General features: G+C 73.5%; 14 protein-coding genes. 5 read left to right on the top strand and 9 right to left on the bottom strand.

Annotated features, from left to right (window positions below; genetic code table 11):
• The first annotated feature begins 24 nt into the window (after positions 1–24).
• Both AC1DZA_RS16960 and AC1DZA_RS16955 read left to right on the top strand, forming a co-directional pair.
• On the top strand, positions 25–1,275 hold the full coding sequence (locus tag AC1DZA_RS16960) for an ROK family transcriptional regulator (protein WP_476773624.1): 1,251 nt from the start codon (positions 25–27) through the stop codon (positions 1,273–1,275).
• Between the two features lie 65 nt (positions 1,276–1,340).
• Positions 1,341–2,222, top strand: coding sequence for a helix-turn-helix transcriptional regulator (locus AC1DZA_RS16955; protein WP_476773623.1), 882 nt, complete (start codon positions 1,341–1,343; stop codon positions 2,220–2,222).
• Here AC1DZA_RS16955 and AC1DZA_RS16950 read toward each other — a convergent pair.
• The 4 genes from AC1DZA_RS16950 to AC1DZA_RS16935 form a co-directional block, all read right to left on the bottom strand.
• A complete protein-coding gene (locus AC1DZA_RS16950) occupies positions 2,219–2,875 on the bottom strand; it encodes a DNA alkylation repair protein (protein WP_476773636.1) in 657 nt (218 codons plus the stop codon). The two genes, AC1DZA_RS16955 and AC1DZA_RS16950, sit on opposite strands and share 4 nt — an antisense overlap.
• Positions 2,876–3,012: 137 nt before the next feature.
• Positions 3,013–4,215, bottom strand: coding sequence for an MFS transporter (locus AC1DZA_RS16945; RefSeq protein ID WP_476773622.1), 1,203 nt, complete (start codon positions 4,213–4,215; stop codon positions 3,013–3,015).
• Positions 4,216–4,333: 118 nt separating this feature from the next.
• Entirely contained in the window at positions 4,334–5,128 is a 795-nt protein-coding gene (locus AC1DZA_RS16940; RefSeq protein WP_476761744.1) for a polyprenol monophosphomannose synthase, read from the bottom strand.
• Between the two features lie 90 nt (positions 5,129–5,218).
• Positions 5,219–6,736: a peptide MFS transporter gene (locus AC1DZA_RS16935; RefSeq protein ID WP_476773621.1), complete on the bottom strand. Its 1,518-nt coding sequence runs from the start codon at positions 6,734–6,736 to the stop codon at positions 5,219–5,221.
• An 88-nt stretch (positions 6,737–6,824) separates the two neighbouring features.
• Between AC1DZA_RS16935 and AC1DZA_RS16930 the strand changes: the two genes are divergently transcribed.
• The gene (locus tag AC1DZA_RS16930) at positions 6,825–7,481 is read left to right on the top strand and encodes a 4'-phosphopantetheinyl transferase family protein (RefSeq protein ID WP_476773620.1); all 657 of its coding nucleotides are present in this window, start codon (positions 6,825–6,827) and stop codon (positions 7,479–7,481) included.
• On the opposite strand, the gene AC1DZA_RS16925 is transcribed toward AC1DZA_RS16930, so the two are convergent.
• The 3 genes from AC1DZA_RS16925 to AC1DZA_RS16915 form a co-directional block, all read right to left on the bottom strand.
• Positions 7,444–8,811 (bottom strand): M1 family metallopeptidase, encoded by a 1,368-nt coding sequence (locus AC1DZA_RS16925; RefSeq protein ID WP_476773619.1) that lies wholly within the window; start codon positions 8,809–8,811, stop codon positions 7,444–7,446. The two genes, AC1DZA_RS16930 and AC1DZA_RS16925, sit on opposite strands and share 38 nt — an antisense overlap.
• On the bottom strand, positions 8,811–12,797 hold the full coding sequence (locus AC1DZA_RS16920) for a Pls/PosA family non-ribosomal peptide synthetase (protein WP_476773618.1): 3,987 nt from the start codon (positions 12,795–12,797) through the stop codon (positions 8,811–8,813). Before AC1DZA_RS16920 ends, AC1DZA_RS16925 begins: the two co-directional genes overlap by 1 nt.
• Before the next feature lie 67 nt (positions 12,798–12,864).
• Positions 12,865–13,566: a Rho termination factor N-terminal domain-containing protein gene (locus tag AC1DZA_RS16915; RefSeq protein ID WP_476773617.1), complete on the bottom strand. Its 702-nt coding sequence runs from the start codon at positions 13,564–13,566 to the stop codon at positions 12,865–12,867.
• A 187-nt stretch (positions 13,567–13,753) separates the two neighbouring features.
• Between AC1DZA_RS16915 and AC1DZA_RS16910 the strand changes: the two genes are divergently transcribed.
• Positions 13,754–14,494 (top strand): DUF4097 family beta strand repeat-containing protein, encoded by a 741-nt coding sequence (locus tag AC1DZA_RS16910; RefSeq protein WP_476773616.1) that lies wholly within the window; start codon positions 13,754–13,756, stop codon positions 14,492–14,494.
• Here AC1DZA_RS16910 and rocD read toward each other — a convergent pair.
• Entirely contained in the window at positions 14,481–15,710 is a 1,230-nt protein-coding gene (gene rocD / locus AC1DZA_RS16905) for an ornithine--oxo-acid transaminase (RefSeq protein ID WP_476773615.1), read from the bottom strand. The genes AC1DZA_RS16910 and rocD overlap by 14 nt on opposite strands.
• Positions 15,707–16,558, bottom strand: coding sequence for a dimethylargininase (gene ddaH / locus AC1DZA_RS16900; protein WP_476773635.1), 852 nt, complete (start codon positions 16,556–16,558; stop codon positions 15,707–15,709). Before ddaH ends, rocD begins: the two co-directional genes overlap by 4 nt.
• A gap of 353 nt (positions 16,559–16,911) precedes the next feature.
• On the opposite strand from ddaH, the gene AC1DZA_RS16895 reads away from it, so the two are divergent.
• The gene (locus AC1DZA_RS16895) at positions 16,912–17,679 is read left to right on the top strand and encodes a hypothetical protein (RefSeq protein ID WP_476773614.1); all 768 of its coding nucleotides are present in this window, start codon (positions 16,912–16,914) and stop codon (positions 17,677–17,679) included.
• Position 17,680: the final 1 nt, after the last annotated feature.

Here is a 17,680-nt window from a genome sequence, read left to right as displayed (position 1 = left end):
GACACGCCGACCATGCTTGCGAGCATGACGAACGTCGGCGAGACATCCGTTCCAACCACCGGCGGCCCATTGGCCGCCCAGCCCGAACACTCCGCCCTCCTCCTCGAGCACCTCGTGGTCCACGGGCCGGCGACCCGAAGCGAGCTCGCCACGGCCACCGGCCTCGGCCGCGGCGCCATCGCCGGGCTCGCGGCACGGCTCATCGATGCCGGCGTGCTGCGCCCGGCCGAGCACGACCCGTCGGGCGACGGCCGGGCCACGCCGCTCTCGCTCTCCGCCGCCGACCACGTGATCGTCACCACGCTGCTGCGGCCCGACGAGGCGGTCGCGACGATCGCGGCCCTCTCGGGCGAGGAGCTCGCGCGCTTCGCGGTGCCGATCGACGCCGAGCCCGACGACGCACGATCGGACGCCGCGGTCGCACTCGACGCGCTCAGCCTCGCCCTCGCACGGGCACTGGCCCGGGCGGAGCGGGCCCAGCATCCGATCGCGGACGTCACCGTGCTCGTCGAGGGCGCGGTGGCCGGCGCGCCGCCCGTCGTGATCACCGACGCCCGCCTCGGCGCCGAACCGGTCGACGTGCTCGGCGAGCTGCGCGCCCGCACGCCGGCGCTCGTGGCGATGGAGTCGCGGCTGCTCCTGCCGCTCAGCGTGGAGCCGGCCGCGGTCGCCGCGGCCGCGGCCGAATACGCGGAGCTGCCGGGCGTGCACGATGTGCTCTACCTCGAGGGCGACACCGGCGTGACGGCGGCGGCCGTCTCGGGCGGACGCGCCTTGGTCGGCGCGCACGGGCTCGCCGCCTCGTTCGGCCACCTGCCGGTGGTGCAGGGCGGCGTGCGCTGCGAGTGCGGGCAGCGCGGATGCCTCGCCACGGTCGCGGCGCCGGGCATCGTGCTCGAGCGGGCCGGCCTCGACGCCTTCGCCGCGAAGCATGGTCACACCGCCGCCCTCGAGGAGCTCGCCGCCCGCATCGCCGCGGCCGAGGACCGCGCGCGCTGGTCGTGGCTCGACGCGGCGCTGTGGATCGGCCGCGCACTGCAGCTCGTGGTGCCGACCCTCGACCCGGCGATCGTCGTCGTCGGCGGGTACTGGTCGCAGTTCGTCGGCGACATCGACACCGCCTACCGCTCGAACCGCCCGACCATCGGGGGTGGCGCGCTCGAGCCGATCCCCAGCATCATCGCCGCGCGGGTCGGGCCCGACGCGGGGTTCCTCGGGGCGCGCCGTCGCGCCCGCGACCGCCTCATCGCACAACCTCTGCTGCTCGCCGGCTGACGCGGTACTCCCGTCGTCGGCTGACGCGGGGGAATGATTCCCCGGCCGGCACGCTTGCACCACTCATGAGTGCGACCGACGCCGGGCCGGTGCCCGTCGGGTTCGTCGATCCCCAGCACGGGATCGACGCGGTGCTGCGCCGCCTGCACTGGAGGGTCCGCGAGTTCGGGCACGAGGTGCTCGACGCGGGCTCGGCGCGGCACGACGGCGGCCGCGGCATCCGATTCCACTACGTCGCGACCGGTGCCGTGGAGCTCCGCCGCACCGGTGTCGAACCGCTCCGCATGCAGGCCGGTGACTTCGTGCTGCTCCCGCACGGCGGCGGCGTCGACGTGCACGCCGAACGGGAGACGCGGCTGCTGAGCGGGGCGCTCGCCCTCGAGGGCGCCGACGCCATCGACCCTCGGGTGATGCCCGAGGTGCTGTTCACGTGCGGGTTCCGCGTCGACGAGCCGATCTTCGCCTCCCTCCTCGAGACGATGCACCGCGAGGCGTCGGCCGACCGCCCCGGCAGCGGCTCGGTGATCGAGCGGCTGGCCGACGTCGTGGCCTCCGCCGCCGTGCGCATCTGGCTGGAACGCGGCTGCGGCGACGCCCGGGACTGGCTCGCCGCGCCGGCCGACCCGCATCTCGGCCGGGCGATCGCGGCGATCCATGACGACCCCGGCTCGCCGTGGACGGTCGAGTCGCTGGCACGGCTCGCACGGGCCTCCCGTTCGCAGTTCGCGGAGCAGTTCCGCGACGCGGTCGGCGACACCCCGGCGCGCTACCTCACCCGGGTGCGCATGGAGCACGCCGAGCGGATGCTGCGTGCCGGCGTTCCGGTGACCGACATCGCGTACCGGCTGGGCTACGAGAGCGACGCGGGGTTCAGCCGTGCGTTCCGACGCCACGCGGGCATTGCGCCGAGCCGGTGGCGTCGCGGCGCCGTGGCGACGGTCGCCTAGGCCCGCGCCGAACCGAGGTCCTGGCGGCGCACGATCTCGGCGATCCAGATCGGCGCGAACGGTGACGTGCAGCCGGGCGGCGTGGGGTAGTCCTTGAGCACCTCGAGCCGCTCGCCGATGCCGATCGCCCGGGCGCGGTACTCGGGGTGGTGGATGCCGATGGCGGCGAGGCACTCGTTCATGGCCCACTGCAGGCGGTCGGGTGCGTCCTTCATGCGCGCCTCGATGACGTCGAGCAGGCCGGGCAGGTCGAGCCCGTCCGGGCTCTTCGCGACGCGGTCGCTCGTCAGCGTCCATCCGGCGCTCGCGACGACCGGATCGGGGTCGGCGAACCAGGCGACGCGGAGCTCTTCGACGTGGGGGTTCTTCTTGACCACGTAGCCGATGAGCCAGTCGTGCACCTTGGGCACGCGTGCGTCGCGGAGCATGCCGTCGAGCTCGGCCGCCGTGTACGCCTTGGGCCGGCCGATCAGGATGGCGACGAGACGGGCGGGCGTGTCCTCGGTCGCCCAGAGCTCGGCGGCGAGCTCGGGCTGCGTGCCGAGGCGCTTGGCCACCGCCCGCAGCTTGGTGAGGTTGACGCCGTGGTCGTCGCCGTGGCGCTCGTTCACCGCCCGGATCTTCGGATCCTCGAGGGCGGCGAGGTCGGCCATGACCCGGCCGACCGTGATCTCCGGTGCCGACTGTACCGCCACGACGATCTCCTCCGCTTCGCTGCCCCGCGATCCCAGCATACGAGCGAGGCCGGGCGGTCGAAGGTCGAGCGCCGGGGCCGCTCGGGCAGCGCCCCCTACACGCGCCGGCGAGCGGAGCTCAGCACGGCCGCGCCGATCACCGCGGCGAGGCCGCCGCCGAGGAAGGCCCACTGCACGCCCACGGAGTCGATGAGCAGGCCGCCGACGGCCGCGCCGATCGTGATGGCGATCTGGAATGCCGCGACCACCAGTCCGCCGGCGCTCTCGAGCCGTGCGGGCGCTACGTGCGCCATCCACGTCTGCACCATCGTGGGCACCGCGCCGAACCCGACGCCCCAGACGAACACGGTGACGAAGGCGAGCGGGAGGCTGGAGCCGAGCAGGGCGAACACCACCGTGCCCACGCCGATCGCGACGGGCGCCGCGATCACCAGCACGGGCAGGCGACGATCGGCGAGCGGACCGGCGACGGCGTTGCCCACGAAGCTGGCGACGCCGTAGACGAGGAGCAGGAGCGCGAGGAGCTCGGGCGTGAGGCCGCTGACGCCCTCGAACGCCGGGCGCAGGTAGGTGAAGCCCATGAAGTGGCCGCCGGCGATGAGCACGATGGCGAGGATGCCGGTGGCGACGACGGGCATCCGCGCGGTCTGCAGCAGCGTGCGGAATCCGGGAGCGCCGCTCGGCGGGATGGACGGCAGCGTGGCCAGCTGCGCGGCGAGCGTCACGAGCCCGGCCGCCGCGGCGAGGAGGAACACCGCGCGCCACCCGAGCAGCTCGCCGAAGTACGCGCCGGCGGGCACGGCGGCGATCGTGGCGAGCGAGACCCCCGCGTTCACGATCGTCATGGCACGTCCGAGCCGGTCGGCCGGCACGAGCTGCGCGGTGACCGCGAGCGACATCGCCCAGAAGCCCGACAGCGCGAGGCCGAGCAGCAGCCGCGACGCGAGCATCAGGCCGAACGCCGGCGAGAGGGCGACGAGCACGTTCGACAGGATCGCGAGGGTCGTGAGCCCCGTCATCACCCACCGTCGGTCGACGCGAGGCAGGGCCGACACGATGAGCGGGCCGCCGATGATGCCGCTGATGCTCGTCGCGGTGACCAGCTGGCCCGCCGCGCCCTCCGAGATGCCGAGGTCGGCCGCGATCGGAGACAGCAGGCTGGCGGGCAGGAACTCGCTCGTCACGAGCGTGAAGATGCCGAGCCCGAGCGAGACCACGGCGAGCCACGCCGTCCGGGGCAGGCGGCCGACCGTGGCGGGCGCCGGCTGCACCGGCGTCGACAGCGTGTTCGTTGACATGGGACTCCTTCAGGTTCGCATCCCAGCCTCGCGCGCGGCATCCGCTCTCACCCGACCGATCGTCGCCACGACCCGACCGTTCCTCCGGGAAGCGACGCCGCACGGCGGCGAACGGCGGTCAGGCCCGGGTGTGGCCGGCTGCCGACCCGCTGCCGTCGGCCGCCGACGCCTTCGGGCGCCGTGGGCCGAACAGCGACCGCACGCCCCAGACGGTGACCCGCACCATCGCCTCGAGCACGATCGCCGGGCTCATCTTCGAGTGGCCGCGCACGCGCTCGACGAACGTGACCGGCACCTCCACGACGGTGAGCCCGACCTCCCGCGCGTGCCAGAGCATGTCGACCTGGAAGCCGTAGCCGCGAGTGTGCACGTCCTCGAGGCGGATGCGGCGCAGTCCGGCCGCGCGGAACGCCCGGTAGCCCGCGGTCGCGTCACGGGTGTCGAGCCGCAGCACCATGCGGGCGTAGGCGCTCCCCCACTTCGACAGCAGCTCCCGGTGACGCGGCCAGTTCTCGATGGAGCCGCCCGGCACCCACCGCGAGCCGATCACGAGGTCGGGACGCCGGCCCGCGGCATCCGCGCGCTCGAGCGCCCCGAGCAGGCGGGGCAGCTGCTCGGGCAGGTGCGAGCCGTCGGCGTCGAGCTGCACGATGGGGTCGTAGCCGCGCTCGAGCGCCCAGCCGAAGGCCGCCAGGTAGGCCGCGCCCAGGCCGTCCTTCGAGGTGCGGTGCAGCACGGCCACCGCCGCGTCTGCCGCGGCGAGCTCGTCGGCGAGCTCGCCGGTGCCGTCGGGCGACGAGTCGTCGACGACGAGCACGGATGCCGCGGGCACCGCCGCGCGCACCCGGGCCACCATGTCGGCGAGGTTCTCGCGCTCGTTGTAGGTCGGTATCACGACGAGTGTGCCGGCCATTCGCTCCCTCACTCGCGCAGGCGTGTCCGCGCTATCGTAACCGCCCACGCCGTGCGTGGAGTGCGGCAGGGAGCGTCAGCGCACCGAGCGTCAGCGCACGCCGGCCATGAGCCGCAGCACCGGCTTGCGGCCGAACCAGAGCGCCGCGCCGAGCACGACCGCGATGCCGCCGAGCACCGCGAAGTACGTCGTCTGGTTCACGACCGTGTAGAGCTGCGCGAGCACGCCCGCGATCGACGTGCCGAGCGCCACCGAGAGGAAGAACAGCGCGACCATCTGGGTGTGGAACACCCCCGGCGCGAGCTTCGTGGCGACCGACAGCCCGACGGGCGAGAGCAGCAACTCGGCCACGGTGAACACGAGCAGGATGAGCACCATCCAGAGCAGTGGCGTGGAGCTCGGGCCGCCGTCGGCGAACGGGAGGAACAGCAGGAAGGCGAGGCCCATCAGCACGGTGCCGAGCGCGAACTTCACGGGTGTCGACGGCTGGCGCTCGCCGAGCTTCGTCCACATCGCGGCGAACACGCCCGACAGCACGATGATGAAGATCGGGTTGATCGACTGCACCCACGGCACCGGCATCACCCAGCCGAAGATGCTCCGGTCGAGCTGCTCGTCGGCGTAGATCGTGAGCACGGTGAACTGCTGCTGGTAGAGCGACCAGAATGCGACGCTCGCGATGAAGAGCGGGATGAACGCGAAGACGCGGCTGCGCTCGACCGAGGTGATGCGGTGGCTGCGCAGGATGACCACGAAGTACGAGATCGTGGCGACGATCGTGGCGCCGACCACCCAGGTCGCGATGTTGCCGGCGTTCAGCAGGCCGGTCAGCACGAGCACGACGATGAGCAGGATCCCCGCGACGGCGACGCCGATCATGAGGCCCCGCCGCGAGCGCGGCAGCGGGTTCGGCACCACGGATGCCACGGCCGGCAGCCCCTTGCGTCCGAACGCGTACTGGGTGAGGCCGATGGCCATGCCGATCGCGGCGACGGCGAAGCCCCAGTGGAATCCCCACGTGTCCTGCACGAGGCCGGTGATCAGCGGGCCGAGGAACGCGCCGAGGTTGATGCCGAGGTAGAACAGCGAGAACCCGGCGTCGCGCCTCGGGTCGTGCTCGGAGTAGAGCGTGCCGACCACGCTCGTCGCGTTCGCCTTGAGCCCGCCCGAGCCGAACGCGACGAGCACGAGACCCACCCCGACGCCCAGGAACCCGGGCAGCGCGGCGAGCGCGATGTGGCCGCCCATGATCACGATGGCGCTGTAGAAGAGCACCCGCTCGGAGCCGAGCAGCCGGTCGGCGATCCACGCGCCGAGGATCGTGGAGAGGTAGACCGCCCCGCCGTACGCCCCGACGATGCCCGCGGCGACGGCCTGGTCGACGCCGAGACCGCCGTCGGAGAGCGAGTAGTACAGGTACAGCAGCAGGATCCCCTGCATGCCGTAGAAGCTGAACCGCTCCCACATCTCCACGCCGAAGATGTGCACGAGCGGCCGTGGCTGCCCGAAGAATCCGTGGTCCCCCGAGGTGTCGCGCTCGGCGTCGTCGGTGACGACCGGCTGGCCTGGCTCGTGCTCCCCCGGGGCAGGTTCGATGACGCTGCCCATGGGGGGAAGGGTACTCCTCCCCGAGCGGATGCCGCGAGCACGAACAACCCGCTTGCCCCGGTGGCGGCGGCGATGGTGGACTGGCGCCATGCCGGCTGGGACGACCACGATCGGGATCGTGCGCCTCGCGTGGGGCGATCCCGGCTCGTTCGACCGCGCACGCGCGGAGCGGCTGCTCGGGCCGGCCGAGCGCGAGCGCGCGGCGAGCATCGTCGCGCCCGGACGGCGTGACCGCTTCCTGCTGGGGCGCCTGCTCGCGCGCGACCTCGCCGCCGCGGCGGGCGGGGTCCGCGCCGAGGACGTGACCGTCACGGCCGTGTGCGATCGCTGCGGGGCCGAGCACGGGCGACCGCGGCTGCGCTGGCCGGATGCCGCGGGCCCGCCGCCCGAGGTCAGCCTCGCGTCCTGCCCGGGGCTCGTGATCGCGGCGCTCGCACCCGCCGGCGTCCCCGTCGGCGTCGACGTGGAGCGTCCCTCCGCGGCGCACGGCGACGATCGCGCACGGCGCGCGGACCTCGCCGCCGTCCTCGGCGGCTCACCTCGCACGGTGGTGCGCCGCTGGGTGCGCGCCGAGGCGGTGCTCAAGGCCGACGGACGCGGCCTGCGGGAGGATCCCGCCTCGGTCGTCGCGCACGGGACCATCGCGCGCATCGCCGGCGAGCCGACGCCCTATCGCCTGATCGATCGGCGGATCGCCGGGTGTCTCGTCAGCGTCGCGGTGGGTCCGGTTCCACCGCCGGGCTGAGGCGCGCTCCCGGCGGCAGGGGCGGGAGTTCGGGACGGTGGAGCCAGGTCTCGAAGAAGGTGCCGACCGGACGCCCCGTGAGTTCGGAGACGAGCGCGATGAAGTCGGCGGTGGTGGCCGTCGTGTGCCGGTGCCGCGTCGTCCACTCGCGGAGCACCGCGAAGAAGGCGTCGTCGCCGACGAGGAGCCGCAGGGCGTGCAGGGTGAGGGCGCCGCGCTTGTAGAGGCGGTCGTCGAACATGCGAGCGGCGCCCGGGTCGCCGATGAGCAGGTCTTCGGGCAGCCGCGAGAGGCGGGCGTGGTGGTCGCGCGCGATCCGGTCGATCGGGGCCGCGCCCGAGGCATCCGCCCACAGCCATTCGGCGTAGCAGCAGAACCCCTCGTTGAGCCAGATGTCCTGCCAGCGGGCGAGGCCGACGCTGTTGCCGAACCACTGGTGGGCGAGCTCGTGGGCGATCAGCCGCTCCTCGCCGCCGTGGCCGTCGATGTGGTTCGCGCCGAAGACCGCGAGCCCCTGCGCCTCGAGTGGGATCTCGAGGGCGTCGGCCGTCACGACGACGGCGTAGCGCTCGAACGGGTACGGGCCGAACGCCGCCTCGAACGTCGCGAGCATGCGGGGCACCGGCGCGAAGTCGGCGGCGACGCGTCGCTCCAGCGGCCGGGGGAAGTACACGGCGCCCTCGGCCCCGTCGAACACGAGCCGCTGCGTGACGTACCGCCCGATCTGCAGCATCACGAGGTAGCTCGCCGTCGGCTCGCGCTGCACGTAGACCCAGACCCCCTGGCCGCTGACGACCCGGTGGTCCTCGAGCTCGCCGTTGGCCACGACGGTGTACGCGGCATCCGTCTCGACGCGGATGCGGTAGCTCGCCTTGTCGAACGGGTGGTCGTTGCACGGGAACCACGTCGGCGCACCCGACGGCTGCGACGCCACGAGCACCCCGTCGTCGAGCTCCTCCCAGCCGATCGCGCCCCAGGCTCGCGTGCGCCGCGGCTTCGGGGCTCCGCCGTACTCGACGACGACGAGGAACTCGGTGCGGGCCTCGATCGGCCGCTCCGGCGTGATCCGCAGCTTGCCCTGCACCTGCCGGAAGTCGGCGCGGCGCCCCTCGACCCGCACGGCCGACACCGAGAGGCCGACGAGGTCGAGGCTGAACCGCGCCAGCCGCTGGCTCGAGTGCAGGAGCAGCTCGGCCGTGCCGTCGAGGCGGTTGCGGGCGATGCGGTAGCGCAGCGAGAGCGCGATCGACACGGTGCGGTAGCCCCCGTTGCCGCTCTGCGGCAGGTACGCGTCGCCCGCCGTGTCGGCGCCGATCTCCGAGGCGTGCATCAGCGCACCTGCGCCCGGTAGTCGGCGATGCGCACGGCCCGCCACGGGCCGATGGGGTTGCCGCTCCATCGACTGCCGACCGGCACCTCCTCGCCTCGCATCACGAGCGAGGCGGGGCCGACGGTCGCATGGGCGCCGATGCGCGCCGCGGGCAGGATGACGCTGTGGGGCCCGAGCGTGGCGCCCGGCTCGATCGTGACCCGGTCCATGCTCATGATTCGATCATGGAACAGGTGCGTCTGCACCACGCAGCCGCGGTTCACCGTGGACCCGTCGCCCAGCGTCACCAGGTCGGCCTCGGGCAACCAGTAGCTGTCGCACCACACGCCACGGCCGATGCGAGCGCCGAGCGTGCGCAGCCAGGCGGCGAGCGCCGGGGTGCCGCCCGCGGCGCGGGCGAACCACGGCGCCGCCACCATCTCGACGAACGTGTCCGACACCTCGGTGCGCCACACGAAGCTCGACCAGAGCGGATGCTCCCCCGGTCGGATGCGCCCCACGAACACCCACTTCGCGACGGTCGACACGAGCGCGGCCACGCCGCCGGCCACGAGCATGACCACCCCGCTGAGGAGCAGTGCTGCGAACGCGCCCCACGCCAGGGTGAGCAGCCCGAGGGTGAAGAGCACGCCGAGCCCGATCGCGCAGGTGACGAACACGGGGATGATCCGGCAGAGCTCCCAGAGCGTGCGGGCCACGCGCAGGCGCCGCGGCGGCCGGTAGGTGCGGCTCTCGTCGCCCTCCAGCGCCGCACGCCGCAGTCGCACGGGGGGCGAGCCGAGCCACGACGTCCCGGCCTTCGACTTGGCCGGGGCGACCGACAGCACCGCGACGAGCGCATCCTTGGCGAGTCGGTGCCCCGCGGAGGCGATGCCCGAGTTGCCGAGGAACGCGCGCTTGCCGATGCGGGCGCGCTCGAGGCGCATCCACCCGCGCTGCAGCTCGTAGGAGGCGACCATGGTGTCGTCGGCGAGGAAGGCGTGATCGTCGATGGTCGCCATCGACGGGATGAGCAGCACGGTCGACGCCTCGACCCCCCGACCGACCTCAGCCCCGAGCATGCGCAGCCACACGGGGGTGAACAGGCTCGAGTACAGCGGGAAGAGGATCGTGCGCGAGGCGTCCATCAGTCGCTCGGTGGTCCACGCCTGCCACCCCACCCGGCTGCGCACCGGATGCCGCCCCTCATGCAGCCCGATCGCAAGCAGCCGCACCGAGACGACCACCAGTCCGGCGAACACCACCCCCGCGACGAGCGTCGCCGGCACGAGCCAGGCGAGCGCCCGGAGGGCCGCCTCGGCGAGCGTGGACGAGCCCGCGATGCCCATGGCGATGAGGGCGCCGCCCGTCGCGAACGCCGCGATCGGCAGGAGGGCCAGGAAGAGCGAGGAGAGGCCGTAGGCGAGCAGCCACCGCCGCGGCCTCGGCGGGACGTCGCTCGTCAGCTCGGCGGGTCCGATCCGCTCGGCCGGCGAACCCGCCCAGCGCTGACCCGACGGCACGCGACCGAACACGGCGGATCCCGGCGCGATCTCGGCGCCCCGGCCGATGCGGGCGCCTGGCAGCAGCGTGCTCCGCGCGCCGACGGTCGATCCGGCGCCGATCCGCATTCGCCCGATGCGCACGACGTCGCCGTCGATCCAGGTGCCGGCGAGGTCGACCTCCGGCTCCACGGCCGCACCGTCGCCGATGGTGAGCATGCCCGTGACCGGCGGGAGGGTGTGCAGGTCGACGTCCTGCCCGATGCGGGCGCCGAGCGCCCGCGCGTAGTTGGTCACCCAGGGCGCGCCCGAGAGCCCGACCGCGTCGACCTGGTGGGCGATCTGGTCGGCGAGCCACATGCGCAGGTGCACGGAGCCGCCTCGAGGGTAGTCGCCGGGCTCGAGGCCGGCGAGCAGGAGCCGGGCGCAGGCCACGGCGATGCCCATGCGCCCGAACGGCGTGGCGAAGATCGCCAGGCCGAGGAGCAGGAGCCACAGCGGCACGGTCGGCAGCGCGCCGAAGTCGGGGCTGATCGCGTCGAGGATCGCGGTCGCCGTGAGGAGGTAGAGCAACCAGCGCGCCCCGCTCAGGATGAACAGCGGCACGCCCACGAGGGTCTGCAGCCACTGCGTCCCGCGCGGCGTCGGCACCGGCTGGCGGAACGACGCGGCACCTGCGTCGCGGTCGGGAGCGCGCGCGTCGACCTCGTCGGCCATCGCGCCGAGCCTCGGATGGTCGTAGATGTCGGCCACGGTGAAGTCGGGGTCGCGCGTGCGGATCCGGCTGACGAGTTGCGCCGCGGCGAGCGATCCGCCGCCGAGGTCGAAGAAGCTCGCTCCGGCGTCGGAGACGGGCACGCCCAGCACCGCCTGCCACTGCTCGGCGAGCCAGGCGGCGGATGCCTCGAGCCCCGCGGCATCCGGCTCGACACCCGGAAGCGGCCACGGCAGTGCGGCGCGGTCGACCTTGCCCGACGTGCGCGTCGGCAGGTCGTCGACGACGGCGAGGAGCGGGACGAGGGCGGCCGGCAGCTCCGCGGTGAGCCGAGCCCTGGCCGCCGCGGCGTCGAACCCGTCGGTCACGGCGAGGTAGCCCACGAGCACCTGGTTGCCCGCTTCGGTGCGGCGCACCGCCGCCGCGGCGCCCGAGACGCCGGGCAGTGCCTGCAGCGCCGACTCGATCTCGCCGAGCTCGATGCGACGGCCGCCGACCTTGACCTGGTCGTCGGCGCGCCCCTGGAAGAGCAGGCCGCCGGGGTCGAACGTCACGAGGTCGCCCGACCGGTACGCCCGCTCCCAGCCCAGGGTCGGCATGGCGGAGTACTTGGCGGCGTCCTTCTCGGGGTCGAGGTAGCGCGCCAGCCCGACCCCGCCGATGATGAGCTCGCCGACCTCGCCGTCGCCGACGGGCCGCCCCTCGGCGTCCACCACGGCGAGCGCCCACCCGTCGAGCGGCAGGCCGATCCGCACCGGCCCGATCCCGTCGAGGAGCGCGGCGCACGCGACCACGGTCGCCTCGGTGGGGCCGTACGTGTTCCACACCTCCCGATCGGGCGAGACGAGCCGTGCGGCGAGCTCGGGCGGCACCGCCTCGCCCCCGAAGATCAGCAGGCGCACGTTCTCGATCGCCTCGACGGGCCACAGCGCGGCCAGCGTTGGCACGGTCGAGACGACCGTGATGCCGTGCGCGACCATCCACGGGCCGAGGTCCATGCCGCTGCGCACGAGGCTGCGGGGCGCAGGCACGAGGCAGGCCCCGTGGCGCCAGGCCAGCCACATCTCCTCGCACGAGGCGTCGAACGCGACCGACAGGCCGGCGAGCACGCGATCGCCCGGTCCGATCGGGGCGGGCTGCAGGAACAGCCGGGCCTCGGCATCGACGAATGCCGCCGCGGAACGGTGCGTCACCGCAACGCCCTTCGGCGTCCCCGTCGACCCCGAGGTGAAGATGATCCACGCGTCATCGTCGAGCTGTGGGGGCGACGCGATCGGCATCGCGTGCGTGCTGGGGTGCGGCGGGGCGCCGTCGAAGAGGGCCGGCGGTGCGGCATCCGGTGCAGCCCTGGCGTCGCCCGCCTCACTCGACGCAGGGGGTGCGCCCGGTGCACCCGGTGCGCCGGCGAGCACGCCGCCGCGCGTGATCACGCCCCGCACGCCGGCCTCGCCGAACACGAGCTGCGCGCGCTCCTCGGGGTCGTCGGCGTCGACCGGCACGTACGCCGCACCCGCCGCCATCGCCCCCAGGATCGCGATGTAGAGCTCGCGCGACCCCGACGGCATCCGGATGCCGATCCGGTCGCCGCGACGGACGCCCGCAGCGTGTAGCCGCGCCGCCGTGCGCACCACGCGCGCCATGAGCTCCCGATAACTGAGGGCTCCGTCCGCGTCCTCGAGCGCTGAGGCGTCGGGGTGGCGATGCGTCGTCTCGCGCAGCACGTCGATCAGCGTTCGCGCCGGGGGCGCGAAGCTCGAGCGGTCGAGGACCCCAGCGGCGTCAGCGGTCACGTGGCCTCCTGCTCGAAACGGATGCCGGGCGGGTCACGATCTTGGCTCGCGCCCGGCATCCCAAGCCTCAGCCGCCGAGGGAAACGACCAGTTGCGCCTTCGTGAACCGGGAGTATCCGGTCACGCCGCGCTCGCGCGCGAGGCGTCGCAGCTCGACGATGTTCTTCGCAGCGAGGTCGGACGAGGCGGCCGGCGCCGCAGGAGCCGACTTCGCGGCCGGCGCCGCCTTCGCGGCCGTCGACTTCGCCGCCGGTGCGGCCTTCGGCGCCGCGCGCTTCGCCGGAGTCGTCTTCGCCTGCGTCGTCTTCACGGCCGCTGCGGCCTTCACCGGCTTCGAGGCAGCCGCGACCTTCACCGGCTTCGGCGCAGCGGCGACCTTGGGCGCAGCAGCGACCTTCACGGGCTTCGGCGCAGCGGCGACCTTCGGCGCCGCCTCGACCTTCGGCGCAGCCGCCGGCGCGGCCGCGGGTGGGGCCGCGGGTGGGGTCGCCGGCGTGCCGGCGCGCGGAGCGACCAGGGCGGGCGCCGGCGCGCCCGAGTCCTTCGACTCCATGGCGGTGGTGGCGCGCTCGGCGGCTTCCGTCGCTTCACGCCGCAGCTTCGTCGCCCGCGTCTGCTCGACGACCGCCGCGAGCTTCTTCTCGACCTTCGCCGCCTTCTTCCGGGCGGCCTTGCCGGCCTTCGCGGCGCGGCGCTTCGCCGTGGCGACCGCATCCTTCGCCGCATCGAGGGCCTTCGCGGCCGCCTTCTCCTTCTTGCTCTTCGCCATCATGCACCCCAGACCGAACAGCCCCGTCGCGTGTTCGACGGTCCCGCGTCATCGTACCGCGAGCCTTCCTCCGGGCCTCGGCCGGTCGACGCGCGTCGCTGGCGGCCCCGGCGGGACGGCGGTATGGTCGGCGCGAGACGAGCGGATGCCGCGACGGCGTCGAGGCCCCCACGTCGGGAGGAACACCATGAGCAGGTTCGCGCGGGTGGCGCTGGTCCTCGCGACGACCGCGACGGTCGTGGTCGCCCTCGGCGGATGCGCGCTGCTCGCGCCACCGCATCGCGTCAGCGACGAGACCACGGTGACGGGCGACATCCGCACCATCGAGCTCGTCGACTCGTCGGGATCGGTCGAGGTGCGCGGCGACGCCGACGCGACGGAGACGGTGGTCCATCGCACGGTGTCGTACCGCGGCGCCGAACGCACGATCGAGGAGACGCACGAGGTGTCGGGCGACACCCTCGAGCTGCGCGGCTGCGGCCGGAACTGCAGCGTGGCCTACGAGATCGACGTGGCCGAGGGCGTCGACGTCGAGGGTTCGACCTCGAACGGCGCGATCACGCTCGAACACGTGGGCGAGGTCGACGTGCAGACGAGCAACGGCCGCATCGAGCTCGACGACGTGACGGGCACCGTCGAGGCCGAGACGTCGAACGGGCGCATCGAGGGCAGCGACCTGCAGGGCTCGGGCGTGCGCGCGACCACGTCGAACGGCGCGATCGACCTGGAGCTCGGCGTCGCGCAGGACGTCGAGGCGCGCACGTCGAACGGCGCCATCGACGTCGAGGTGCCTGCAGGCGGTTCCTACCGCGTCACGTCCGAGACGTCGAACGGCCGCGAGCGCATCGGGATCGCGAACGACCCCGACGGTGAGCACACCCTCGACCTGCGCACCTCCAACGGCGCGATCACGGTCACCGAGGACTGAGGTCCTCGCCGAGCACCGCCTCGAGCTGGTCGACCGCCCAGTCGAGGTCGGACGACTCCACGACGATGGGCGGCGCGAGCCGGATGGTCGACCCGTGCGTGTCCTTCGCGAGCACGCCCCGGCGCATGAGCGCCTCGCACACCGCGCGGCCGCTGCCGATGCGGGGATCGATGTCGATGCCGGCCCACAGCCCGGCCCCACGCACGGCGACGACGCCGTGGCCCACGAGCCGGGCGAGCCGGTCGTGGAGCTGCGCGCCGAGCACGCGAGCGCGGTCCTGCGGCTCGCCCGACGCGAGCATGCGCACGACCTCGGTGCCCACGGCAGCGGCCAGCGGGTTGCCGCCGAACGTCGAGCCGTGCTGACCGGGCTGGAGCACCCCGAGCACCTCGCGATCGCCGACCACCGCGGAGACGGGCACGATGCCGCCGCCGAGCGCCTTGCCGAGCAGGTAGAGGTCGGGCACCACGCCGACGAGGTCGCACGCGAACGTCGCGCCGACCCGGCCGAGCCCCGACTGGATCTCGTCGGCGATGAGCAGCACGTTCCGCTCCCGTGTCAGCGTGCGCAGCGCGGGCAGGAACTCGGCAGGCGGCACCACGACGCCGGCCTCGCCCTGGATCGGCTCGACCAGCACCGCGACGGTGTTCTCGTCGATCGCCGCCTCGACCGCGGCCGCGTCGCCGTAGGGCACCATCCGGAAGCCCGGCGTGAACGGCCCGAAGTCGTCGCGCGCATCGGGGTCGTCGCTGAACGAGACGATCGTCGTGGTGCGCCCATGGAAGTTTCCGGCCATGACGACGATGTTCGCGGCATCCGGCGCCACGCCCTTCACCCGGTAGCCCCAGGCGCGCGCCACCTTGATGCCCGACTCGACGGCCTCGGCGCCGGTGTTCATCGGCAGCACCAGGTCCTTGCCGCAGAGCGCGGCGAGCTCGGTCACGAAGGTGCCGAGCCGGTCATTGTGGAACGCGCGGCTCGTGAGCGTGATGCGGTCGAGCTGCTCGCGCGCCGCGGCGACGAGCACGGGGTTGCCGTGACCGAAGTTCACGGCCGAGTAGGCGGCGAGGCAGTCGAGATAGCGCCGCCCCTCGACATCCGTCACCCAGGCTCCCTCACCGGATGCCACGACCACCGGCAGCGGGTGGTAGTTGTGGGCCGCGTGCAGCTCCTCGTCGTGGATGGCCGCAGCGGTGCGGTCGGTCGTCGTGGTCATCGGCGCAGCTCCAGGGTGCAGCACTTCACGCCGCCGCCGCCGAGCAGCAGCTCCGAGAGGTCGACGCCGATCGGGTCGTAGCCGTGCTCGCGCAACTGCCGCTCGAAGTCCGTCGCACGCGACGCGATCACCACGTGGTAGCCGTCGCTGAACGAATTGAGGCCCAGCACCGCGGCATCCGTCTCGTTCACGATGATCGCGTCGGGGTAGCGCGCCTGCAGCACCGCGAGCGACTCCGCGTCGAATGCGGTCGGCAGGTAGGCGATGTGCTCCTGCCCGGGGGTCGGGTCGAGCACGGCGATCGCGGTGTCGAGGTGGTAGAAGCTCGGGTCGACGAGCCGAAGCGTCACGACCTCGCGGCCGTAGATGCGCCCGAGCTCCTGGTGCGAGAGGGAGTCGCTGCGGAATCCCGTGCCGGCCAGGATCGTCTCGCCGACGAGCAGGAAGTCGCCCTCGCCCTCGTTCACCTCCTTGGGCTCCCGCACGTCGAACCCCGCCGCCCGGAACCAGTCCATGTACGCAGGCCCCTCGGGCTGACGCTCGGGGTGCGTGAACTTCGCGCCGTAGGCGACGTTGTCGATGACGAAGCCGCCGTTCGCCGCATAGACCATGTCGGGGAGGCCGTCGATCGGGTCGATGAGCTGCACGTCGTACCCGAGTTGCAGGTAGGTGTCGTAGAGCACCTGCCACTGCTGCACGGCGAGGCTCGTGTCGGTGGGCTGGGCCGGGTTCATCCACGGGTTGATCCGGTACACGACGGTGAAGTGCTCGGGGCGGCACATGAGCACGCTCCGCCCCGTGGGGCGGCGCTCGGGCCGGGTGCCCGGCTGCTCGTCGGTCATGGTCATGGTCGACATCTCACTCCTCGATGGGTCAGCGGATGCCACGGCGCTCCGCGCCCCGCGACATCCACGTGCTCGCAATGCCGGCGGACCAGGTCGCTCTTTCGAACCCTGATGGCGGCGCTTCGGGTCGCGCCGCCATCAGGACGCCACTCCCAGTGTGCGGCTCCGAGCGCTCGCACTTCCCGGCGTCGTGCGCAATCTTCGTGCTCGTTCGCACCGCTTCCGCCAGTTTCGTGCGCGGATGCCGCGGCGGAGCCGCGACCGTGCGCGTGGAACCCCTTGCCGACGCCACCACCGGTGGTCCATCCTGTTGCAGGGCCCGATTCCCGGCGGGCCCTGACCGACGGAGGCCGCTCTTGGACGATCCCGACCACGACGAGCGGATGCGCCGACTGCAGCGCACGGCCTACGGCGCCGTTGCGAGCGAAGTCGAGCGCACGGCGGCGCTGGCGGAGCTCGAGGCGGTGCGGTGCGAGCTGGCACGTGCCGCTGACGAGGCCGAGCGAGCGGATGCCGCGGGCCCGGCCTCGACGCGCTTCGTCGCGGTGCCTCCGGTGACCACGGGTACCGTCGCCGTGGCCCACGCCGCGTCGGTCACGCCGGCCGCGAGGTCGCTGAAGTGGGCGATCGCGGTGGGCGCCGCCGCACTCGTCGTGGGCGTCGCGGTGGGGTGGCAGGCGGGTGCACGCACGACCGTCTCGGAGCCCTCGGCCGCCGACGCCGCCCTCGGCGGTGCCGCTTCGATCACGCTCCCGATGGGCGAGGTCACCTCCGTCCCGGTCGTCGCCTCGACGGCATACGAGGTGTTCGACCGACCGGCCGCCGCCACCGACGTGCCGGCCGTCGCGCTTCCGCGGCACCGGTACGACCCCGCGACGCTTCGGCTGCTCACCTCGACGCCCGACGGCGTCGCCGTCTACGGGGCGATGGCGTCGCCCGACCCCACGAAGGACGCCTGCGTCGTCATCACGCACCCCGTGGGCGCGAGCGGCGCGTCGTGCACGAACGGGGGCATCTTCGAGCACGGCAGCCTGGACAGCTCGCTCTACGTCGAGGGCGTCGGGCTGCTCTCGGCGACCTGGCACGCCGACGGCAGCGTGCAGGTCACGGTTCCCCGGGGGTGAG

Source organism: Agromyces sp. P2_B3 (assembly GCF_056404815.1).
The sequence above is the reverse complement of the archived record's forward strand: the minus strand, read 5'-3'. Positions and strand labels throughout refer to the sequence as shown.